At 64.4% G+C, this 22,758-nt stretch carries 18 protein-coding genes; 10 read left to right on the forward strand and 8 right to left on the reverse strand.

The features are described 5' to 3' along the window. Positions 1-63: 63 nt before the first annotated feature. From ASE85_RS14895 to ASE85_RS14920, 6 genes are all read right to left on the reverse strand, one after another. Complete coding sequence (locus ASE85_RS14895; protein WP_235523552.1) at positions 64-1,545, reverse strand: mannitol dehydrogenase family protein; 1,482 nt, start codon at positions 1,543-1,545, stop codon at positions 64-66. After that, a complete protein-coding gene (gene uxaC, locus ASE85_RS14900; RefSeq protein ID WP_056689885.1) occupies positions 1,542-2,957 on the reverse strand; it encodes a glucuronate isomerase in 1,416 nt (471 codons plus the stop codon). The genes ASE85_RS14895 and uxaC overlap by 4 nt, the downstream gene beginning before the upstream one ends. Further along, positions 2,954-4,264, reverse strand: coding sequence for an MFS transporter (locus tag ASE85_RS14905; RefSeq protein ID WP_056689888.1), 1,311 nt, complete (start codon positions 4,262-4,264; stop codon positions 2,954-2,956). Before ASE85_RS14905 ends, uxaC begins: the two co-directional genes overlap by 4 nt. 138 nt (positions 4,265-4,402) lie before the next feature. Further along, positions 4,403-5,614 carry a D-mannonate dehydratase ManD gene (gene manD / locus ASE85_RS14910; RefSeq protein ID WP_056689890.1) on the reverse strand — a complete coding sequence of 404 codons (1,212 nt, stop codon included), beginning with the start codon at positions 5,612-5,614 and terminating at the stop codon, positions 4,403-4,405. 14 nt (positions 5,615-5,628) lie between these two features. Continuing rightward, a complete protein-coding gene (locus tag ASE85_RS14915) occupies positions 5,629-7,998 on the reverse strand; it encodes a glycoside hydrolase family 3 N-terminal domain-containing protein (protein WP_056689893.1) in 2,370 nt (789 codons plus the stop codon). After that, positions 7,995-10,370 (reverse strand): glycoside hydrolase family 3 N-terminal domain-containing protein, encoded by a 2,376-nt coding sequence (locus ASE85_RS14920; protein ID WP_056690234.1) that lies wholly within the window; start codon positions 10,368-10,370, stop codon positions 7,995-7,997. The genes ASE85_RS14915 and ASE85_RS14920 overlap by 4 nt, the downstream gene beginning before the upstream one ends. Positions 10,371-10,536: 166 nt before the next feature. Here ASE85_RS14920 and ASE85_RS14925 point away from each other — a divergent pair, with 166 nt between their 5' ends. Both ASE85_RS14925 and ASE85_RS14930 read left to right on the forward strand, forming a co-directional pair. Next, a complete protein-coding gene (locus tag ASE85_RS14925; RefSeq protein ID WP_443018535.1) occupies positions 10,537-12,669 on the forward strand; it encodes an alpha-glucuronidase family glycosyl hydrolase in 2,133 nt (710 codons plus the stop codon). A 73-nt stretch (positions 12,670-12,742) separates the two neighbouring features. Further along, positions 12,743-13,813, forward strand: coding sequence for a LacI family DNA-binding transcriptional regulator (locus ASE85_RS14930; RefSeq protein WP_056689896.1), 1,071 nt, complete (start codon positions 12,743-12,745; stop codon positions 13,811-13,813). 60 nt (positions 13,814-13,873) lie between these two features. Here the strand turns inward: ASE85_RS14930 and purB are convergent, their stop codons facing one another. Continuing rightward, positions 13,874-15,190, reverse strand: a complete 1,317-nt coding sequence (purB, locus tag ASE85_RS14935) for an adenylosuccinate lyase (RefSeq protein ID WP_056689897.1) — start codon at positions 15,188-15,190, stop codon at positions 13,874-13,876. A 277-nt stretch (positions 15,191-15,467) separates the two neighbouring features. Here purB and ASE85_RS14940 point away from each other — a divergent pair, with 277 nt between their 5' ends. Further along, positions 15,468-15,881: a hypothetical protein gene (locus ASE85_RS14940; protein ID WP_056689899.1), complete on the forward strand. Its 414-nt coding sequence runs from the start codon at positions 15,468-15,470 to the stop codon at positions 15,879-15,881. Between the two features lie 235 nt (positions 15,882-16,116). Here the strand turns inward: ASE85_RS14940 and ASE85_RS14945 are convergent, their stop codons facing one another. Continuing rightward, the gene (locus ASE85_RS14945; protein WP_056689902.1) at positions 16,117-16,326 is read right to left on the reverse strand and encodes a hypothetical protein; all 210 of its coding nucleotides are present in this window, start codon (positions 16,324-16,326) and stop codon (positions 16,117-16,119) included. Between the two features lie 163 nt (positions 16,327-16,489). Here ASE85_RS14945 and ASE85_RS14950 point away from each other — a divergent pair, with 163 nt between their 5' ends. Genes ASE85_RS14950 through pyrF form a run of 7 tightly spaced genes read left to right on the forward strand, consistent with a single transcriptional unit; the run spans position 16,490 to position 22,681 of the window. Next, on the forward strand, positions 16,490-17,635 hold the full coding sequence (locus ASE85_RS14950; protein ID WP_056690237.1) for a fumarylacetoacetate hydrolase family protein: 1,146 nt from the start codon (positions 16,490-16,492) through the stop codon (positions 17,633-17,635). Beyond that, entirely contained in the window at positions 17,632-18,390 is a 759-nt protein-coding gene (locus ASE85_RS14955; RefSeq protein WP_056689904.1) for an SDR family NAD(P)-dependent oxidoreductase, read from the forward strand. Before ASE85_RS14950 ends, ASE85_RS14955 begins: the two co-directional genes overlap by 4 nt. Before the next feature lie 4 nt (positions 18,391-18,394). Continuing rightward, positions 18,395-19,282 (forward strand): SMP-30/gluconolactonase/LRE family protein, encoded by an 888-nt coding sequence (locus ASE85_RS14960; protein ID WP_056690240.1) that lies wholly within the window; start codon positions 18,395-18,397, stop codon positions 19,280-19,282. Positions 19,283-19,319: 37 nt separating this feature from the next. Then, positions 19,320-20,732, forward strand: a complete 1,413-nt coding sequence (locus ASE85_RS14965) for a sugar porter family MFS transporter (protein ID WP_056689907.1) — start codon at positions 19,320-19,322, stop codon at positions 20,730-20,732. Positions 20,733-20,749: 17 nt separating this feature from the next. After that, the gene (locus ASE85_RS14970) at positions 20,750-21,619 is read left to right on the forward strand and encodes an aldose 1-epimerase (protein WP_082462838.1); all 870 of its coding nucleotides are present in this window, start codon (positions 20,750-20,752) and stop codon (positions 21,617-21,619) included. Between the two features lie 34 nt (positions 21,620-21,653). Further along, positions 21,654-22,010 (forward strand): LapA family protein, encoded by a 357-nt coding sequence (locus ASE85_RS14975; protein ID WP_056689909.1) that lies wholly within the window; start codon positions 21,654-21,656, stop codon positions 22,008-22,010. Beyond that, complete coding sequence (pyrF, locus tag ASE85_RS14980; RefSeq protein ID WP_056689912.1) at positions 22,007-22,681, forward strand: orotidine-5'-phosphate decarboxylase; 675 nt, start codon at positions 22,007-22,009, stop codon at positions 22,679-22,681. The genes ASE85_RS14975 and pyrF overlap by 4 nt, the downstream gene beginning before the upstream one ends. Positions 22,682-22,758: the final 77 nt, after the last annotated feature.

Below are 22,758 nucleotides of genomic sequence, written 5' to 3' on the forward strand. Positions count from 1 at the left end.
CTGTCATCTGCTTTGTCAAGGCATCAGGCAGCAACAATGGTAACGATATAGGTGACTACGTTGTCAGTGGCGGAAAGCCGCCAGCGCGGCGAGCGCACCCTTTTCTTCCAATATGACCAGCCAACGGGTCAGCGCTGTGCTGAAGCGATCATCGGCGACAAGCGCGGCGGGAATCATGGCGTCAAAAGCGAGGATGGCGGCGATGCGATCCTGCGGAGTCCCGGCATCGGCGAGCGCAGCGGCGATCGGTGCGGCAAGCGGATCGTCCACCTGATGCTCGTTCCCCCTATCGTCCCGGCCTGCCTGCCAGCGGATCCAGGCCGCGACGGCGAGCGAGAGGGCGTCGATCCCCTGCCCGGCCGCCAGTCGCGCGGCGATGGGTGCAAGCAGACGCTGGGGCAGTTTTTGCGACCCGTCCATCGCGATCTGGCGCGTACGGTGCCGCAGCGTCGGATTGTCGAAGCGCGCCATGAGGTCACGGCGATAGGCGGCGACATCCAGTTCGGGCGGCGGCGACAGCGTGGTTTCCGCCTCGTCCCAGAGCGCTTCGACAAAGGCGCGCGCTTCCGGCAGCGCCAGCACGTCATGGACATGGTCGATCGCGGCGAGGCCACCCAGATAGGCGATGCCGCTATGTGCGCCGTTGAGCAGCCGCAGCTTGGCTTCCTCCCATGGGGCGACCGCCTGCGTCAGTTGCACGCCGGCGCCGAAGTCCGGGCGGGGGCCGCAGAATTTGTCTTCGATCACCCATTGGAGGAAGGGTTCGGTCTTCACCATCGCCTGATCCTCGATGCCGAGGCGCTTGGCGAGCGCGGCGATTTCGTCCGGCGTGGTGGCGGGGACGATGCGATCGACCATGGTTTCGGGAAAGGCGCCGTGCGCCGCGATCCAGTCGGCCAGATCGGCGTCATGACGACGCGCCAGTTCCAGCACGGCACCCCGCAACCGCGCGCCATTATGCGGGAGGTTGTCGCAACTGATGGCGGTAAAAGGCGCAAGATCGGCCGCCCGGCGCAGGGCCAGCGCGGCGACCAGATAGCCGGGGGCAGTCTGCGGGCTTTCGAGCGAGGCGAGGTCAGCGGCGAGTTGCGGATCGTCCGCGATCAGCGCCCCGGTCGACGGGTCGAGCTTATAGCCCTTTTCCGTGATGGTCAGGGTGACGATGTGCGTGTCGGGCGAGGCCAGCGCGGCGAGCAGTGCCTGCGGGTCTTCCGGGGCGACGATCACCTGCTGCACCGCGCCGATGATGCGGGCCTGCTCTGCTGCGCCGTCACGCACCAGCATGGTGTAGAGTCCGTCCTGCGGCTGCATCTGGTCGCGCACGCCGGGCGATCGCAGCGAAGCGGCGACGATGCCCCAGCGCAGGTCGCCGGCATTGAGGGCGTCATCGAACACCACCGCCTGATGCGCGCGGTGGAAGGCGCCGATGCCGATATGGACGACGCCGCAAGTGACGGCGGCGCGATCATAGGCCTGCAGGAGGACATCGGCGGGCAAGTGCGCCAGCGTGGCGGAGGACAGCCTGGCGGATGACAGCCGGCTCACAGCTTGTACGCCGCCTTGGCGAGGTCATAGGCGAGCGCGCGGGCCAGTTCCAACGCCTCATCCTCTTCCAGCCGATGTTCGGCGACCAGTTGCGCCAGCCAGGCGCAATCCATGCGGCGGGCGACGTCATGGCGGGCCGGGATCGACAGGAAGGCGCGGGTGTCGTCGTTGAAGCCGACCGTGTTGTAGAAGCCGGCCGTTTCAGTGGTGCGCTCGCGGAAACGGCGCATGCCTTCCGGGCTGTCATGGAACCACCAGGGCGGCCCCAGCTTGAGCGCGGGATAATGGCCGGCGAGCGGGGCGAGTTCGCGCGCATAGACATCCTCGTCCAGGGTGAAGAGGATCAGCGTCAGGCGCGGGTCGTTGCCATGGGCATCGAGCAGCGGTTTCAACGCCTGCACGAACTCGCCGGCGGTCGGGATATCGCCGCCCTTGTCCTTGCCGAAACGGGCCAGCACGGCGGCATTGTGGCTGCGATGGACGCCGGGATGCAATTGCATCACCATGCCGTCCGCGATCGCCATGCGCGCCATTTCGGTCAGCATATGACCACGGAACAGTTCGGCCTCGTGCGCGGTGGCGGGGCCTGTGGTGACCTTGGCGTAGAGCGCCTCGATCTCATCGCGCGGCAGGTTGGCGGTGAAGGCGGACGGGTGGCCATGGTCGGTGGAGGTGGCGCCAGCCTCGCGGAAATCGGCGCGGCGCTTTTCATGGGCGCGCAGGTAGCCGGCGAAGCTGGAGGGGTCTTCGCCCGCCATCTCGCAGAAACGCTGGACATTGGCGATGAAGCGCGGATCGTCGGGGTCGAGCACCGGGTCGGGGCGATAGGCGGTGACGACCTTGCCGCTCCAACCCGACGCGCGGATCGCACGGTGATGGTCGAGCGGGTCGAGCGGCCCTTCGGTGGTGGCGATCACTTCGATATTATAGCGCTCGAACAAAGCGCGCGGGCGGAAGGCGTCCGTTTTCAGCGCGGCGTCGATGACGTCATAATAATGATCGGCGGTCTCGGCGCTGAGTTGCACGTCGATGCCGAAGGCTTCGGCGAAGACCCAGTCCATCCACATCCGGGTCGGCGTGCCGCGGAACAGGTCATAGCGCTCGGCAAAACGGCGCCAGATGGCGCGCGGATCGCTTTCCGTGGCGCTGCCGTCCACCGTCGGGATGCCCAGTTCCTCCAGCTTCACGCCCTGGCTCATCAGCATGCGGAAGGCATAATGATCGGGCACGATCAGCAGGTCGGCGGGATTGGCGAAGGGTTCGTCATAGGCGAACCAGCGCGGATCGGTATGGCCGTGGGGCGACACGATCGGCAGATCCTTCACCGTCGCATAGAGGCGACGGGCAATATCGCGGGTGGCGGGGTCCGACGGGAAGAGGCGGTCGGGGTGCAGGCTGAGCGGCTTGGTCATGCGGCACTTTCGGGAACAGAGGCGACCACCGGCTGGTAGCGGGGCAGCAGGAGATGGATGACCGCCAGCGCGATCAGATAGGCGATGGAAGCGACCGCGAAGATCGGGCCGAAACTGCCGACGGTTTCGAGGATCATGCCGGCGAACTTGGCCATCAGCATGCCGCCGACCGCGCCCGCCAGGCCGCCCAGGCCGACGACCGACCCGGCCATCCAGCGCGGAAAGACGTCACCGGGGAGCGCGTAGAGATTGGCGGAGAAGCCCTGATGCCCGGCACAGGCCAAACCGATCAGGCCGACCGCGATCCACATGGACGGCGCATGGGCAGCAAAGGCGATCGGCACGGCGCACAGCGCGGCGAGGAACATGGCGGACTTGCGCGACCGGTTGAGGCTCCAGCCCCGACCCATGAAGCGCGACGAGGCCCAGCCGCCGGCGATCGATCCGACATCGGCGAGCAGATAGACGGCGATCAACGGCGGACCGAAGTCCAGCATCTTGACGCCATATTGTTTGTTGAAGAAGTCGGGCAGCCAGAAGAGGAAGGTCCACCACACCGGGTCGATCAGGAACCGGCCGGACATATAGGCCCAGGTCTGGCGATGGCGGAACAGGGTGGCCCATTTGACCGGGCGCTTTTCTTCGATGGGATCGGTTTCGATCCAGGCCAGTTCTTCCGCGCTGAGGCTCTTCTTGTCTCGCGGGCGGCGATAGAAGGTCAGCCATGCGGCCAGCCAGAAGACGGTGAGCAACCCGGTCAGGATGAAGGCCCAGCGCCAGCCCAGCGTCACCGCGATGATAGGCACCACCAGCGGGGTCAGGATCGCGCCGACATTGGACCCGGCATTGAAGATGCCGATGGCGAACGCCCGCTCCTTCTTGGGAAACCATTCGTTGGTTGCGGCGATGGCGGCGGGGAACGTCCCCGCCTCCCCCATGGCCAGCGGGATGCGGGCGATCAGCATGCCGGCGGTGGAGGTGAAGAAGATGTGCGCGACATGGCCGATCGTCCACAGCGTCACGGCAAGCGCGTAGCCCGCCCGCGCACCGATCCGGTCGATCAGTCGGCCGAAGATGACATAGGCGATGCCGTAGCCCGCCTGAAACCAGATGGCGAGGCTGGCATAGCCGCTCTCGCTCCAGCCATAGCGGGCCTGAAGATCGGGCTTGAGCGTCGGCAGGACGAGGCGATCCACATAGGAGAGGACCACGGCGGCAAAGAGCAGGCCGCAGACGATCCAGCGGACTTTGCCGGAGGGTTTGGGGATGGCGGGTTTGGGGATGGCGGGTTTGGGGATGTCCGTCATTCGCCCCTCCAATCAAAAGCGTTCGTCATCCCCGCGCAGGCGGGGATCCATCTCCTTAGCAATGCGGAGACGCGAGGCCGGGAGATGGATTCCCGCCTGCGCGGGAATGACGATGATAAGAGGGGACGGGTCACTCGATCACCAGTTGAACATGGTGCCGTCTTCCAACCGGTTCACCGGCAGGAAGGCGCGATTATATTCATATTTGGCGGCCAGTTCCTCATCGATGTCGACGCCCAGACCCGGCGCTTCGCCAGGGTGCATGGCGCCGTCGGCAAAGGTGTAGGCGTGCGGGAATACGGCGTCGGTTTCCGGCGTGTGGCGCATATATTCCTGTACGCCGAAATTGGGCACGCTGAGGTCGAAATGCAGCGCGGCGGCCATGCAGACCGGTGACAGGTCGGTCGCGCCGTGGCAGCCGGTGCGAACCTGATACAGGTCGGCGAGGTTGGCGATCTTGCGCAGATGGCTGATGCCGCCGGCATGGACCACGGTGGCGCGGATATAATCGATCAACTGGTTTTCGATCAGTTCGCGGCAATCATGGATCGAATTGAAGATTTCGCCCACGGCGAGCGGCGTGGTGGTGTGCTGGCGGATCAGCTTGAAGGCTTCCTGATTTTCCGCAGGCGTCGCATCTTCCAGCCAGAAGGGGCGATATTGCTCCAGATCCTTGCCGAGGCGACCGGCTTCGATCGGGGTCAGGCGGTGGTGGATGTCGTGCAGCAGATGGACGTCCCAGCCCAGCGCTTCGCGCGCGGCTTTAAACAATTCGGGAACGACGCGGAGGTACTTGCTGGTATTCCAGACATTTTCGGTCGGCAGGTCGGCGTCGGCCGGTTCGTAGAAATATTTGTCTTTGCTGACGCCATAGGTGGACGCCATGCCCGGCACGCCGCACTGGATGCGGATCGCCTTGTAACCCTGCGCCTGATATTCCAGCGCGGTCTTGACCGTATCCTCGATCGTGGTGCCGTTGGCATGGCCATAGACCATGACGCTTTCACGGCTGGCGCCGCCCAGCAACTGGTAGACCGGCAGGCCAGCCAGCTTGCCCTTGATATCCCACAGCGCGGTGTCGACGGCAGCGATGGCGGACATGGTGACGGGACCGCGACGCCAATAGGCGCCCTTGTAGAGATATTGCCAGATGTCCTCGATCCGGTGCGCGTCGCGGCCGATCAGGCAGGGGATGACATGATCCTGCAAATAGCTGGCGACCGAGAGTTCGCGGCCGTTGAGCGTGGCGTCGCCCAAGCCATAGACGCCGTCTTCGGTGATGATCTTCAAGGTGACGAAATTGCGGCCGGGGCTGGTGACGATGACCTTTGCATCAATGATCTTAGGCATTTGGGCAATCCTGTTCAGATGATTTCGAGCGTGACGGTCTGAAGATTCTGGCTGTCGGGTCCGACCATGATGTCGAACAGGCCGGGTTCGACCACTTCCTCCATGTCGAGATTCCACAGGGTGAAGGCGTCGGGGCCGAGCGGCAGGCGCACGGTCTTCGTTTCACCGGGCGCAAGCGTGATGCGTTCGAAGCCCTTCAATTCCTTGATCGGGCGGGTGACGCTGGCGACCTGGTCATGGACATAGAGCTGGACGACCTCGTCCCCTGCCCGGCTGCCGACATTGCGCACGTCGACTTCGACCGTGACGGTCCCGCCCGTACCGATGCGCGGGGAAGAAAGTCGTGGTTTTCCAATATCGAACTTCGTGTAGCTGAGGCCGTAACCGAAGGGGAAGAGCGGCGAGATATCCTCGAACACATAGCCGCGCCGGGCGCTGGGCTTGCGATTGTAGAAGATCGGTATCTGCCCTTCGTCACGGGCGACGGTGACGGGCAGCTTGGCACCGGGATTGACGTCCCCGAACAGGATATCGGCCATGGCGGTGCCGCCCTCCTGCCCCGGATACCAGCATTCGAGCAGGGCGTTGGCACCTTCGACCACAGCAGGGTAGCTGGGTGGGCGACCGTTGATCGCGCAGACCACGACAGGCTTGCCGGTCGCCTTCATCGCGGCGAACAATTCATTCTGTTCGCCGACCAGATCGAGGCTGGTGCGGTCGCCCAGATGGTTCTTCGCGAATCCTTCGCGGCTCGTCTGTTCGGTGTCGCCGATGGCGAGCAGGATGATGTCGGCGTTTTTCGCGACCTCCACCGCTTCTGCGATCAACTGGCGGTTCTTGGCGGGGTCGGCCAGATAGACTTCATCGACCGAGCGATCTTCGCTCCGGGTGATGAAGACGCCCTGGGCATGGACGACCTCCGCCTTGCCCTTGAGCTTCGCCTGTACGCCTTCGAGCAGCGAAACGTCCTGACGCGGGATCGAGGAATAGCCGCCCAGCCGGGCAATGGCGGCATTGGGGCCGATCACCGCGACCCGCTTGTGCGCGCCGGGGGTGAGCGGCAGCGTGCCGTCATTCTTGAGCAGCGCGATCGATTTGTGCGCGGCCTTCAGCGCCAGCGCGCGCGCCTCACGGTTGCCGGTCAGCGCGTCGAAATCGCGGCGGGGCCAGGGATTTTCGAACAGGCCCGCGCGGAACTTGAGCGTCAACATGCGCGTGCAGGCGATGTCGATCGCTTCGGAGGGCACCTTGCCCGCGCGGACCTGTTCCACGAGCGTCCGATAGGTCTGGCCATCGGGCAACTCGCAATCGACACCGGCGCGGAGGGCGGCGCGGGCCGATGCCTCCGGGTCGGGCTGAACATGGTGGATCGTGTCGAGTTCGTGGACCGCGCCATAATCGCTGACCACCGCGCCGTCGAAACGCCATTCGCCGCGCAGGATGTCGCCCAGCAGCCATTTATTCTGATGCGACGGCACGCCATCAATCTCGTTATATGACGGCATGACGGCGGCGATGCCGGTGCGCTTCACCACCTGACGGAAGGGCGGGAAGAAATTCTCGCGCAATTCCCGCTGGCTGATCGGCGCGGGCGCGATATTCTCGCCGCTCTGGGGCTGGCCGTGGCCGGTCATATGCTTGAGCGTGGCCATGACCTTGTCGGGGCCGAGCTGCTTGCTTTCCCCTTGCAGGCCGAGCACGGCGGCGACGCCCATTTCGCCACAGAGATAGGGATCTTCGCCAAAGGTTTCTTCGATACGGCCCCAGCGCGGGTCGCGGGCGATGTCCACCACAGGCGAGAGCGCCAGATGAACGCCGCGCGCGCGCACTTCGCGGGCGATGACCGACTGGACATCCTGCATCAGTTGCCGGTCGAAGCTGCCTGCCATGCCGATCGCCATCGGAAACATCGTGGCGTCCGTGGCCATATAACCATGGAGTGATTCTTCGTGGAACAGGACCGGGATGCCGAGGCGGGTTTCCTGCGTCGCCCATTTCTGGACGGCGGTGATGAAGGCGACGGTATCGGCAGGCGTGCGCCAGCGTGCGCCGACGCCGCCGGCCTGCTGCGATCCGTCGGGGGCGCCGCGCCGGTCGGACGGGCGGGTGATCTGGCCGAAGCTCTGCGGATAGGCCTTGCTCGCCTTGGCGGGCGAAAAGGTCAGGTCGTCCATGATGTCCGCCTTGGTCGCCCAGAGCGCGATGATCTGGCCGACTTTCTCCTCCAGCGTCATGCGGCCCAGCAGGTCGCGCACGCGCAGGTCGATCGGGGCGGAGGCATCCTTGTAGAGCGGGCCGTTCTTCCCTTTCGCAACCGCCGGGGCTGCCGCGAAGAGCGAGGTGGAAGCGAGCAGGCCAAGCGCCTGACGACGTGCGAGGCTCATGGCGTCACCGTCAGCGTAGCGGATTTCAGCGCAACCGAGCTGTTGCCGGTCATGATATCGAAATCGCCCGGTTCCACGACGCGCTCCATATGGTCGTTCCACATCCACAGGCTTTCGGGGCTGATGGTGAAGGTGACCGTGCGGATTTCGCCGGGTTTAAGGGTGATGCGCTGGAAGCCCTTCAATTCCTTGATCGGGCGCGTGACGCTGCTGATCTTGTCGCGGATATAGAGCTGGACGACTTCGTCGCCTTCGCGCGCGCCGCTGTTGCGGACATCGACCGAGACAGTGGTTTTGCCGCCCGTGCCGATGCTGGTCGCGGCCAGACGTGGGGCCGACAGGTCGAACGTCGTGTAGCTGAGGCCGAAGCCGAATGGATAGAGCGGGTCGGTGGTATCGAACAGATAGCCGCGCCGCGCCGAGGGCTTGGCATTGTAGAACATCGGCAACTGACCGACCGAGCGCGGCACGGTGACGGGCAGCTTCGCGCCGGGATTCACATCGCCGAACAGGACGTCCGCGACGGCATTGCCGCCCTGCTCGCCCAGATACCAGCCTTCCAGGATGGCGTTGGCCTGTTCGCTGACCTTCACGGTCGATGCCGGACGGCCGTTGATGAGGACGACGGTGATCGGCTTGCCGAGTGCCTTGAGCGCATCGAACAACGCCTGCTGTTCGCCGACCAGATCGAGCGACGGGCGATCGCCCAGATGGTTGTCGGCCCAGCCTTCGCGGCTCGATTGTTCGGTGTCGCCCAGCGTCAGGACGATGCGGTCCACGCCCTTGGCCGCTTCCACCGCCTGCGCGATCAGTTTGCGGTTTTCGGCGGGATCGGACTTGGTGACGCTGTCTTCCCACCAGTCGTCATTTTCGGTGATCTTCACCCCCTGCGCGAAGACGATGTTCGCGCGTGCGCCGACCTTCGCCTTGATCCCGTCGAGGATCGACACCGTATGCGGCGGCTGGCCATAATAGCCGCCCAGCCGCGCCACGGCGGCGCTTGGGCCGATGACGGCGATCGTGCCTTCGGGCTTCAATGGCAGCATGCCGTCATTCTTGAGCAGGGTGATGGAGCGCTGCGCCGATTTCAGCGCCAGGGCGCGGGCTTGCGCGTTGTTGGTGATCTTTTCCGACGCGGCGGCGTCGGCATAGGGATGTTCGAACAGGCCGGCGCGGAATTTCAGGTCCAGCATGCGGCGCACGGCCAGATCGACCTTGGCCTCGCTCACCTTGCCTTCGCGCACCAGCTTGCCCAGCGTGGCGTAGGACAGGCCATCGGGCAGGTCGGCGTCGACGCCGGCGTCGAGCGCGCGGATCGCGGCATCCTCCAGATTGGCGGCGATATGGTGGATGCTCATCAACTGGTCGATCGCCGAATAGTCGGAGACGACCGCACCCTTGAAACCCCATTCCTCGCGCAGGATATTTTCCAGCAACCAGCGGTTCGCGTGGCTGGGGACGCCGTCGATTTCGTTATAGCTGGCCATGACGGCTTCGATCCCGGTGCGCTTGACCACCTGCTCGAAGGGCGGGAAGAAATTCTCGCGCAGTTCGCGTTCGCTGACCGGCGCGGGGCCGACATTGGTGCCGCTTTCGGGCTGGCCATGGCCGGTCAGATGCTTGAGCGTGGCGAACACCTTGCCGTCGCGCAGATTGCGTTCACGGCCGACGCCTTGCAGGCCCTCGACCGCAGCGACGCCCATTTCACCGACCAGATAGGGATCTTCGCCATAGGTTTCCTCGATCCGGCCCCAGCGCGGGTCGCGTGCGATATCGACCACTGGCGACAGGATCATCGGCACGCCGCGCGAGCGTATCTCGCGGGCAATCACGCTGTTCACATCGCGCAGCATGTCCGTGTCGAAGGAGGAGGCCATGGCGATCGACTGGGGGAAGCTGGTCGCGCCGACGGCCGCATAGCCATGCAGCCCTTCTTCATGGAAGAGGATCGGGATGCCGAGCCGCGTCTGCGTCGTCGCCCATTTCTGGAGCGCGTTGACGAGCGCGACCGTCTGGCGCGGATTGCGTCCCGGTGCGACCCGAGGACTGACGGCCCCCTTCGCATCGGAAGGGCGCGTGAAATGACCGAGACCATTGGGATATTGCGCCGCCAGCTTGGCGGGATCGAGTTGCAGTTGGTCGTCGAAAATCTTGACCTTGTCGAGCCAGACGGTGGTGATCTGGGCGATCTTTTCATCCAGCGTCATGCGCGAGAGGAGATCATCGACGCGCGCCTCGATCGGGGCGCCGGCATCCTTATAGACCGGCTTCGCCGTCGCGGCTGCGGGCGCCGCGAGAACAGGCGCCATCGGCAAGGCGACGGCGAAGGCCAGCGCCGATGCGGCGCACAAGATTTTGCGGTTACGGATCATGATGCCCCTCTCCATTTTATTGCACGACAATCTTTCCGCTTGCCGCGATAGAACTGATAGCGTTACCATTGCTTCGACAAGAGAGACTTGTCAATGCCCGATCAATGGGCTTTGACGTTCGGGGACAAGGGAGAGGATCTTCGTGAAAGCGCGCCTGTTTTGCTGGATGATTGCCATGGCCGGAACGGCGCTAACGCCGGTTCTGACCCCCGTGGCGCAGGCCGAGGACGGCTATGATCTGTGGCTGCGCTATGCGCCTGCGGACAACGCGCGCGCACCGGTTCTGGCGGCGCATGCAACCGCTATCGTGGCGGCGGGGACCAGCCCGACGCTGGCCATCGCAACCCAGGAATTGCAGCGCGGCATCGCCGGCATGACCGGGAGGACGCCCGCCCTGTCAGCAACGATCCAGCAAGGTGCGCTGCTGCTGGCGACGCCCGCCTCCACCCCTGCCCTGCCGGTGGAAACGGACGGACTGGGTATGGAAGGCTATGCGATTCGCACGACGATGATCCACGGCAAGGCGGTGACGGTCATCGCCGCGAACAGCGATGTGGGTCTGCTCCACGGCACTTATCACTGGCTGCGCCTTGCACAAAGCGGCGAGAGCCTCGACAATCTGGACATTCGCAGCGCGCCCAAGATCGGCCTGCGCCTGCTCAACCATTGGGATAATCTGAACGGCACGGTCGAGCGCGGCTATGCCGGGCAATCCATCTGGGACTGGTGGCGGCTGCCCGACTGGAAGGGGCCGCGCTATACCGACTATGCCAGAGCCAATGCGTCGATCGGCATCAACGGCACCGTCCTCAACAACGTCAATGCAAAGGCCGACAGCCTGACCGCGCCCTATATCGAAAAGGCGGCGGCGCTGGCGGACATATTCCGGCCCTATGGCATCAAGGTCTATCTGTCGGTCAAATGGACCGCGCCGATGGAACTGGATGGCCTCAAGACCGCCGATCCGCTCGACCCTCAGGTCGCCGCATGGTGGGAGGCGAAGGCGAACGAAATCTACAAGGCGATCCCCGACTTTGGCGGCTTCCTCGTCAAGGCGAACAGCGAGGGCCAGCCGGGGCCGCAGGATTATAACCGCACCCATGCCGATGGCGCGAACATGCTGGCCGTCGCAGTGAAGCCGCATGGCGGCATCGTGATGTGGCGCGCCTTCGTCTATGCCCATGACAATCCCGACGACCGCGCGAAGCAGGCCTATACCGACTTCAAGCCGCTGGACGGCAAATTCGCCGACAATGTCATCGTGCAGGTGAAGAATGGCGCAATCGACTTCCAGCCGCGCGAACCCTTCCATCCGCTGTTCGGCGCGATGCCCAAGACGCCGCTGATGATGGAATTCCAGATCACCAAGGAATATCTGGGCCAGTCGACGCACCTCACCTATCTCGGCCCGTTGTTCGAGGAGACGCTGGACGCGGACACCTATGCCAAGGGCAAGGGATCGACCGTGGCGAAGGTGATCGACGGATCGCTGGACGGGCACAAACTGACCGGCATTGCCGGCGTCGCCAATATCGGCGTCGATCGCGACTGGAGCGGGTCGATCTTCAATCAGGCGGACTGGTATGCCTTTGGCCGTCTGGCATGGGATACCAGCCTGTCGGCGGAGGCGATCGCGAAGGAATGGGCGGAATTGACCTTCTCGCCCGACCAGAAAGTCGTGCAGCCGGTCGTGACGATGATGATGGGATCGCGCGAGGCGGCGGTCGATTATATGACGCCGCTGGGCCTCGCCCATGTCATGGACACCGGCCATCACTACGGTCCGGGGCCATGGGTGTCGGATTTGGCGCGGCCCGAATGGAACCCGGTCTATTATCATAAGGCGGATGCGAACGGCATCGGCTTTGACCGGACGAAGAGCGGCAGCGACGCCGTGGACCAATATGCCGCGCCGGTGGCGAAGCGGCTGGCCAATGTGAAGACCACGCCGGAGCGCGACCTGCTCTGGTTCCATCATGTGTCCTGGGACTATCGCCTGCAATCGGGCGAGACGCTGTGGGACGGCCTCGTCCATCGCTATGATCGCGGTGTCCGCTATGTCGCGGACATGCAGACGACATGGGCGTCGCTCAAACCCTATGTCGATGCGGAGCGGTTCGCGGAGACGGACAGCTTCCTGACCATCCAGCATCGTGAGGCGCAGTGGTGGCGGGATGCCAGCATCGCCTATTTCCAGTCGGTGTCGAAACGCCCCCTGCCCGCCGGATCGGCCACGCCCGCGCATGATCTTAACTGGTACAAGGCGCTGAAATTCCCCTATGCGCCGGGGCATAATTGATTTTAGCTTAGATATTCCAGATGATGTCGCTACCATCCGGTCGCGACATCATCCCAGCGAAAGCCTATCCATTTTGAGCGACGTCCGATCTTCCCGCCGCCAGCGCAACGCGCCCACCATCAACGACGTCGCCGTCCATGCCGGCGTGTCGCCGATGACGGTGTCGCGCGTCATCAATGGGGAGCAGGTGGTGCGCACCGCCACGCGGGAGAAGGTGGAGGCGGCGATCGCTGCGCTCAACTATGCGCCCAGCGCGGCGGCGCGGACATTGGCGGGCGGTGACGAGACGCGGATCGGCCTGCTCTATTCCAACCCGTCTTCCTCTTATCTCAGCGAGTTTCTGGTCGGCAGCCTGGATCAGGCCAGCCGCAGCAGCGTCGATCTGGTCGTGGAAAAATGGGATGAGGAAACGTCCGTCGCATCGGTCGTCGCCCATCTGAAGCGTGGGCGGATCGACGGGGTGATCCTGCCGCCGCCACTGTGCGACCTGCCGGACCTGGTGAATGCCCTTGATGCAGCGGGCATCCCTGCCGTTGCCGTCGCGACCGGGCGCGCGCCGGGCGAACTGGCCGCCGTCAGCATCGACGACCGGGTTGCCGCCTATGAAATGACGCGCCATCTGATCGCGCTCGGCCATAGCCGCATCGGCTTCATCAAGGGCAATCCCAACCAGAGCGCGAGTGCAAAGCGGTTCGAGGGCTATGTCGAGGCGCTGGGCGAAGCCGGCCTGCCGGTGCAGGACGAACTGATCGCGCAGGGTTTCTTCACCTACCGGTCCGGGCTGGATGCGGCCGAGCATATATTGTCGCTGCTCGATCCGCCGACCGCCATTTTCGCCAGCAATGACGACATGGCCGCCGCCACGGTCGCGATCGCGCATCGCACCGGGCTGGACGTGCCGGGCGACCTGACGGTATGCGGATTCGACGATACCTCGCTCGCCACCACCATCTGGCCGGAACTGACCACCATCCGCCAGCCGATCAGCGCCATGGCGCGCGCGGCAGTGGAAGTGCTGGTGCGACAGTTGAAGGGCCGGCGCGGCGGGGACGCAGAGGTCGAGCATCTGGTGCTGGACCATGCGCTGATCCGCCGGCAGTCGGACGCTGCGCCAAGGATGCGACCCCGGATGGGCTCCAGATAAGGTTCATCCCGTTCGGGCTGAGCCTGTCAGCTCAACCCGAACGGGCCTGAAAGGAAGGCTTTACGCCTCGCCGAACACGCGCTGGAAGATCGTGTCGACCTGCTTGAAATGATAATCGAGGTTGAACTTGTCCTCGATCTCCTGCGCGGAGAGCGCAGCGGCGACGTCATCGTCGGCCTTGAGCAGTTCGAGCAGCGAGAGCTGGCCGTCCGATTCCCACACCTTCATGGCGTTGCGCTGGACGTAGCGATAGCTGTCTTCGCGGCTGACGCCCGCCTGGGTCAGCGCCAGCAGCACGCGCTGCGAGTGGACGAGGCCGCCCATCTTGTCGAGATTCTTCATCATCCGCTCGGGGTAGATGAGCAGCTTGTCGATGACCCCGGTCAGCCGCGCCAGCGCGAAGTCGAGCGTGATGGTCGCGTCGGGGCCGAAGAAGCGCTCGACCGACGAATGGCTGATATCGCGCTCATGCCAGAGCGCCACATTTTCCAGCGCCGGCACCACGGCCGCGCGCACCACGCGGGCGAGGCCGGTGAGATTCTCGGTCAGCACCGGGTTGCGCTTGTGCGGCATGGCCGACGAACCCTTCTGGCCGGGCGAGAAATATTCCTCGGCTTCCAGAACCTCAGTGCGCTGAAGGTGACGGACTTCGACGGCGAGACGTTCGATGGACGAGGCGATCACGCCCAGCGTGGCGAAGAACATGGCATGGCGATCGCGCGGGATGACCTGCGTCGATACCGGCTCGATGGCGAGGCCCAGCTTTTGCGCGACATGTTCCTCTACGCGCGGGTCGATATTGGCGAATGTGCCGACCGCGCCTGAAATGGCGCAGGTCGCGATTTCTTCGCGCGCCGCGATCAGGCGGGTCTTGCAGCGGCTGAATTCGGCATAGGCTTCGGCCATCTTCAGGCCGAACGTCACCGGCTCGGCATGGATGCCGTGGCTGCGGCCGATGGTCGGGGTCAGCTTATGTTCGAAGGCGCGGCGCTTGATGACCTCCAGCAGCTTGTCGAGGTCTTCGATCAATATATCGGCGGCGCGGGCCAGTTGCACGGCAAGGCAGGTGTCGAGCACGTCCGACGACGTCATGCCCTGATGCATGAAGCGGGCTTCGTCGCCCACCTGCTCGGCCACCCAGGTCAGGAAGGCGATGACGTCATGCTTGGTCACGGCCTCGATCGCGTCGATCGCGGGAACGTCGATCGCGGGGTTTGTCGCCCACCAGTCCCACAGGGCCTTGGCGGCCGAGTGCGGGACGACGCCCAGTTCGCCCAGCTTCTCGGTCGCATGCGCCTCTATCTCGAACCAGATTTTGAAGCGGGCTTCCGGTTCCCAGAGGGCGGTCATTGCGGGGCGGGCGTAGCGTGGGACCATGGCGCGAATCCTTAGCGTCTGAAGGAGGAAAACGTGCCGCGCGCCTAGCAGCGTCGGCCGACCGGGGCAAATCTGGAAAGCCAAACCAGCAAGAACCCGGCTCCTAATGTCCTGCCGATAGAAAAGACCGACGAATGGACCATATTTTCAAGACGAATGAAGCAACATGAATGGATGTTCAGGAACATTAGCCAGTCCCCATTCATTATTACACCATCATAAACGAACTTCCGGCACATATTGTGATCCGGCTCACTCAAGGTAGCAGGAGATTGCCATGGTCCGCACAGTCCTATTCACCGCTGCGCTGGCGATAGCGGCGCCGGCGATGGCGCAGCAGGCACCGGTCGAAGGCGCCATGCCCGCGACTCCGGCGACACCCGCCGCGCCAGCTTCGCCGCAGGCAGCAACGCCAGCGGCACCAGCCAATCCCGCTGCGTCGGTCGCCGCGATCGTGGATGCGGAATTCCCGGCTTATGACGCCAACAAGGATGGCCAGCTCGACCAGCCGGAATTCACTCGCTGGATGGTCGCGCTCAAGAGCCAGGAAATGAAGGCAACCGGTTCCACCCTGCCGGCCGATCAGGTGTCCGCCTGGGCCAGTGGCGCATTCACCACGGCCGACAAGGACAAGAGCATATCGGTCAGCAAGACCGAACTGGTCGGCTATCTGAGCGGTGGCGCGGTCTGACGATATAAAAGTTCCCCCCCTGTCACGAAGGCGGGGACATAAGAGCCCGAAGGGTCGCACCCGGAGGCGGCATGGAACGAAGGCCATGCCGCCTCTTTTTTATGCACCGGTGCCTGGAGAAAACGCCATTCGGGCCGAGCCTGTCAAAGCCCTGCCCACTCCTGCTCACAGGAGAAACGAAGAGAAGCCCTTCACCTGCTCGGGGCGAACGGCTTCCATACGAAATTGTCGGGCGTCAGCCCTTTTTGCGGCTGTAAAGCAAGGCCGCCACGATCGCGGCGGAGCCAATGCCGACGGCAGCGCCTGCCCATACGCCCTTGCCGGCCGACCGGATCGCCGCAGTGGCGAGATCGACCCTGGTCTTGTCCTTGGCCTTGTCGGCTGAGGGAGTTTCGGGAGCGGCGGCTGCGCCAGTCTCTGGCGCCGAGTCTTCGGTCTTGCTCATGATCCTTGCAGCTATGCCGCAAAGCAGCCGTGGGGAAAAGCCGTTACACGCCGCTGTCCTACGACTTTCCGCTGACGCGCCTTTTGCGCAACACCTCTTGACTTCATAGGCAGTTCGATGTTGGTAGCGCTATCAATTTAAAACCGCCTTTTAGGAGTTGATGATGCCGGGGGAAACCTCCTTGCCTGCCGCTAATCTGGCAGACTGCCTGCCCGCAGACTGGCGCGAAGCCCTGTTTGTCGGCCGCGTCCTGACCGCCGATGGTCCCAGCCCGATCCTGGTGGACAAGGGCATCGCCTATGACATGAGCCGCGTCGCGCCTACCGTGGCGCAACTTGTCGAAAAGCTGCCGCTTGACGCCTCCACCGGTGAAGAACTCGGTCCCATCGATACGCTCGCCCTGCCCCTGCTCAGCCCGGTCGACCTGCAATGCGTCAAGGCCTGCGGTGTGACCTTCGCCCTGTCCGCGCTGGAGCGCGTAATCGAGGAACGCGCCCGTGGTGACGCCAGCGCCGCCGCCGAGATTCGCGGTCGTCTGGAAGAGCGCGTCGGTGGTTCCATCCGCGCCGTCGTGCCCGGATCACCCGAAGCCGCCGCGCTCAAGACCGCGCTGATCGAGGATGGCCTCTGGTCGCAATATCTGGAAGTCGCGATCGGCCCGGACGCGGAAGTCTTCACCAAGTCGCCGGTCCTGTCGACCGTCGGTCTGGGCGCGGAGATCGGCATCCGGTCGGATTCCACCTGGAACAACCCAGAGCCGGAGGTCGTGCTGCTGGTCAATGCGGCTGGGAGAGCTATCGGCGCGACGCTGGGCAACGACGTCAATTTGCGTGACTTTGAAGGGCGATCCGCACTGCTGCTGGGCAAGGCGAAGGACAATAATGCGTCCTGCTCGCTCGGCCCGCTCGTGCGCCTGTTCGATGGGGATTTCACCATCGACGATGTGCGCAATGCCGAACTGGAACTGACCATCGACGGGCCGGAAGGTTATCGGCTGGAGGGACATAGCAGCATGAACCAGATCAGCCGCGATCCGCTGGAACTGGTGCGCCAGACGTTGTCCGAACATCAATATCCCGATGGCTTCACGCTTTTCCTCGGCACGCTGTTCGCGCCGGTGCAGGATCGCGACGAACCGGGCCGCGGTTTCACGCACAAGGTCGGCGATGTCGTCGCCATTTCGACGCCGCGCCTCGGCAAGCTGGTCAACAGCGTCGTGACGTCGAAGGACGCCACGCCCTGGACCTATGGCCTGACCGCCCTGTTCACCAATCTGGCCGCACGCGGCCTGCTGAAAGAAAACGCATGAGCCGTGCCATCTACCCCAGCCTGAAGGGCAAGCGGGTCTTTATCAGTGGCGGCGGCAGCGGCATCGGCGAAGGGCTGGTCGAGGCGTTCGTCGGCCAGGGAGCGCATGTCGCCTTCTGCGATATCGCGGTGGAACAAAGCGAGGCGCTGGCCGCTCGCCTGTCCGGCGCGGCGTTCACGCCGATCTTCCACGCCGTTGACCTGCGCGACATCGATGCGGTGCACGCGATGATCGGCACGGTCGAGCAGCAACTGGGCGGGATCGACATATTGATCAACAATGCCGCCAATGACGATCGGCACACGATCGCGGAAGTGACGCCCGCTTATTGGGACGAACGGATGGCGGTCAATCTGCGCCATCTCTTCTTCGCGGCGCAGGCGGCGGTTCCGGCGATGAAGCGCGCGGGCGGCGGCGTGATCCTGAATTTCGGGTCGATAAGCTGGCACCTCGCTTTGCCCGAACTGACACTGTACCAGACCGCCAAGGCGGCGATCGAGGGACTGACCCGCAGCCTCGCCCGCGACCTTGGCCGCGACAATATCCGCGTCAACACCATCATTCCCGGCAATGTGAAGACGCCGCGTCAGGAAAAATGGTACACGCCCGAAGGCGAGGCGGAGATCGTCGCGGCGCAATGCCTGGACGGCCGCATCCTGCCAGTGGACGTCGCCGCGCTGGCAATGTTCCTGGCATCGGACGATGCCCGCTATTGCACTGCGCATGACTATTTCATCGATGCCGGCTGGCGCTGATAGCATGAGCGCCGATCCGCAGAGCGTGCTGTCCGTCGGTGCGACGCTGGGCGAAGGACCGGTCTGGGTGGCGCGCGACGCCGCCCTGTGGTTCGTCGATATCAAGGGACACCGTATCCACCGCTACGATCCGGCGATCGACGTCGGGCGCAGTTGGGCGGCGCCCTGTCAGGTCGGCTGGATCGTTCCGACCGACGACGGGCTGTTGGCAGTCGGTTTGCAGACCGGCGTGCATCGCTTCGATCCGGCTCTGGATCTGGCGGAGGGGGGCAGCTTCACGCTGATCCACGCACCCGAAACGCATCTGCCCGGCAATCGCCAGAATGATGCCTGCGTCGCGCCCGATGGCGCATTATGGTTCGGGTCGATGGATGATGCGGAGGAAGTCGACAGCGGCTATTTCTATCGCTTCCATAAGGGCAAATGCGTCGAAACCGGCCTGCCCGCCGTGTCGATCACCAACGGTCCGGCCCTGTCGCCCGATGGCCGGACGCTCTATCATACCGACACGCTGGGCAAGCGGATCTGGCGCACGGACCTGAACGACGACGGATCGGTCGGCAATACCAGCCTGTTCACGAAGATCGAAGCGGATGCAGGCTATCCCGACGGGCCGACCGTGGACGCGGAAGGCTGCCTATGGACCGGTCTGTTCGGCGGATGGGCGGTGCGCCGCTACGACCCGGCCGGCAAGCTGATGCGGGAGATTCACTTCCCCGTCAGCAACATCACCAAAATCGCCTTTGGCGGCGAGGGACTGACGACGGCCTATGCGACCACGGCGCGCAAAGGGCTGGACAGGGCGGCGTTGACACAGCAGCCCCTGGCAGGTGATCTCTTCGCCTTCGACCCCGGCGTGGCCGGGCTGCCGGGCCATATCGCCACATTATAAGTCGCAACGATGATAAGAATTGGAAGGATGAAGACGGATGAGTGAGGGGAGCGCGGAAAAGGTCAATATGGCCTTTATCGCCGCGATCGTGGCCGTGGCGACGATCGGCGGGTTCATGTTCGGCTATGACAGCGGCGTCATCAACGGCACGCAAAAGGGGCTGGAAGCGGCCTTCGATCTTGGCAAGCTGGGCATCGGCATCAATGTCGGCGCCATTCTGGTGGGATCGTCCATCGGCGCGTTCGGCGCGGGCCGCATGGCCGACCTGATCGGCCGGCGCGGCGTGATGATGGCCGCCGCCATCCTCTTCCTCGTCAGTGCCCTGCTTGCGGGCGCTGCAAGCTCTTCCGCCATCTTCATTTTCGCCCGCATCATCGGCGGCCTCGGGGTCGGCGCGGCGAGCGTCATTTCGCCCGTCTACATCTCCGAAGTCACCCCCGCCAATGTGCGCGGCCGGCTGTCTTCGGTGCAGCAGGTGATGATCATTTCCGGCCTGACCGGCGCGTTCGTCGCGAACTTCGTGCTGGCCCGCTATGCCGGTGGGTCGACCGCGCCGCTGTGGCTGGACTTCCCGGCCTGGCGCTGGATGTTCTGGTTGCAGGCGATCCCGGCCGCCATCTATTTCTTCGCCCTGCTCGTCATCCCGGAAAGCCCCCGCTACCTGGTCGCGCGTGGACAGGATGAGCGCGCGCTGGCCGTGCTGACCCGCCTGTTCGGGCCGCAGGAAGCCGCGCGCACGGTGGCCGAGATTCGCGCCAGCCTGTCCGCCGATCATCATCGCCCGAAACTGAGCGACCTGATCAGCAAGACCACGGGCAAGATCCGCCCGATCGTGTGGACCGGCATCGGCCTGGCCGTGTTCCAGCAACTGGTCGGCATCAATGTCGTCTTCTATTATGGCGCGACCCTGTGGGAGGCCGTAGGCTTCTCCGAAGACAATGCGTTGCAGATCAACATCCTGTCGGGCGTTCTGTCGATCGGCGCGTGCCTGGGCACGATCATGCTGGTGGACAAGATCGGCCGCAAGCCGCTGCTGCTGATCGGCTCTGCGGGCATGGCGGTGACGCTGGCAATCGTCGCCTACGCCTTCTCCACCGCCGTGACCGGCGCGAACGGCGCGGTGTCGCTGCCCGGTCATAACGGCCTGATGGCGCTGATCGCCGCGAACCTCTATGTGATCTTCTTCAACCTCAGTTGGGGTCCGATCATGTGGGTGATGCTGGGCGAGATGTTCCCGAACCAGATTCGCGGATCGGGTCTGGCCGTCGCCGGCTTCGCGCAGTGGATCGCCAACGCGGCGATCTCGGTCAGCTTCCCGGCGCTGGCCGTGTCGCCGGGGCTGGTCGTCACTTATGCCGGCTACGCCTTCTTCGCGTTCATCAGCTTCTTCTTCGTCCGCGCCATGGTGCATGAGACGAAGGGGCGCGAGCTTGAGGATATGGTCGGCTGAGCAGCGATAGCATCATATTGCGGGCGGGAGGGCTGGAAGCGGCCCTGTCGCCCGCTGTCGGCGGGTCGCTGCTCTGGCTGGCGCTGGACGGCGTCGACCTGCTGCGACGCGCGCCGGACAGGGCCGGCGATCCGCTCGCCATGGCGAGTTTTCCGCTGGTGCCCTATGCCAACCGGATTGCGGGCGGGCGCTTTACTTTCGAGGATGTGGACTATCGGTTGCCGCTCAATTTCGGCGATCATCCGCACAGCATCCACGGCTTTGGCTGGCAGGCAAGTTGGACAGCGAGTGAGACAGGTGATGTGTCCACCCGACTTATCCACGACCATCGCGGCACCGATCATTGGCCGTCTGCCCATCGGGCCGAACAGCGGGTCGCGCTGACACCATCGCAACTGTCCATGTCGTTGTCCGTAACCAATATCGGTGATGTGGCGATGCCGATCGGCCTGGGGTTCCATCCCTATTTCCTCGCCGACGAAGCGACCACGCTGACCTTCGGCGCGCGGGGTCTGTGGCTGTCCACGCCGGACATGCTGCCCGACAGGCAAGCGCCCGCCGATACGCTGGGCGACTGGTCCAGTCCCACCATCGTGCGCGGCACCAGTCTGGTCGACAATGCCTATACAGGCTGGGACGGGACCGCGATCGTGCAGCGCGGTGACGGACTGCGACTGACGGTGATGGCGACCGGGGCGGACTGGCTGCACGTCTATCGCCCGCCCGACAGCGTCGATTTCTGTCTGGAACCGGTCAGCCATATGCCCGATGCGATCAACCGCGGTGGCATGCCGGTTCTGGCCCCCGGCGAGACGGCGAGCCTGTCCATGACCATCGCCATCGACAAAATCGATCCAGCGCTTCCGAAATCCGCCGCAATCGCCTAAGCTGCCCTCCACCAACAGCAAGAGGGTCTAGCCTATGCAGTTTTTGCGGACAGCCTTTTGGGTCGTGATCGCCGTGGCGCTCGCCTTTTTTTGTATGGCGAATTACGTCCCCGTGACCGTGCGCCTGTGGGGCGACATGGTGATGGAAACCAAGCTGCCCGTGCTGCTGATCCTCGCCTTCCTGCTGGGCGCCCTGCCCTTCTGGATCATGGCGCGGGCGACGCGCTGGCGGTTGAAGCGTCGGCTCGACAGCAGCGAACGCGCGCTCGCGGCGGCCACGGCTGTCACCCCGCCACCGCCGCCGCCCGCCTTTTCGGATGCACCCGGCCTGACGACCGTGGCGGACCCGCTCCCTTCCGCTCCCCCTCCAACCATTACAGGACCAGCATGAGCAGCCCGATCTATGTCGCCATCGACACGCCCGACCTGACCAAAGCCCAGACGCTGGCCGGTCAAGTGCGGCATCATGTCGGCGGGCTGAAGCTGGGCCTCGAATTCTTCTGCGCCAACGGCCATCATGGCGTGCATGAGATGATGAAGTTCGGCCTGCCGATCTTCCTCGACCTCAAGCTGCATGACATTCCCAATACGGTGGCGAAGGCAGTGCAGGCGCTGCATATGCTGGAACCGGCGGTGCTGACCGTCCATGCCGCCGGCGGCCGGGCCATGCTGGAGGATGCGAAGGCGGCGGCGGGCGTGAAGACCAAGGTTGTGGCCGTGACCGTGCTGACCAGCCTGGACGATGGCGACCTGCTGGACATCGGCGTGGGCGGGAAAGCGGAGGATCAGGTCCGCCGTCTGGCCGACCTGGCGCAGAGCGCCGGGCTGGACGGCATCGTCTGTTCGGGCGCGGAAGTGGCGATCGCCAAGGCGGCCTGGCCTGACGGCTATTTCGTGGTGCCGGGCGTGCGCCCGACCGGTGGCACGATGGGCGACCAGAAACGCGCCGTAACCCCGCGCGAGGCGCTGGACCGGGGCGCGTCGATGCTGGTCATCGGCCGCCCGATCAGCCAGGCGGACGATCCGGACATGGCGGCGCGGGAGATCGAGGCGACGCTGTAGAGAGGAGTCGGCTTTCGACCATTTCTTGCCGTTCAGCGTTAGACTGGTGCGTCTCGATTGCGGACATTCAGCTTCTT

Source organism: Sphingobium sp. Leaf26 (genome assembly GCF_001421665.1).
Lineage (GTDB): Bacteria > Pseudomonadota > Alphaproteobacteria > Sphingomonadales > Sphingomonadaceae > Sphingobium.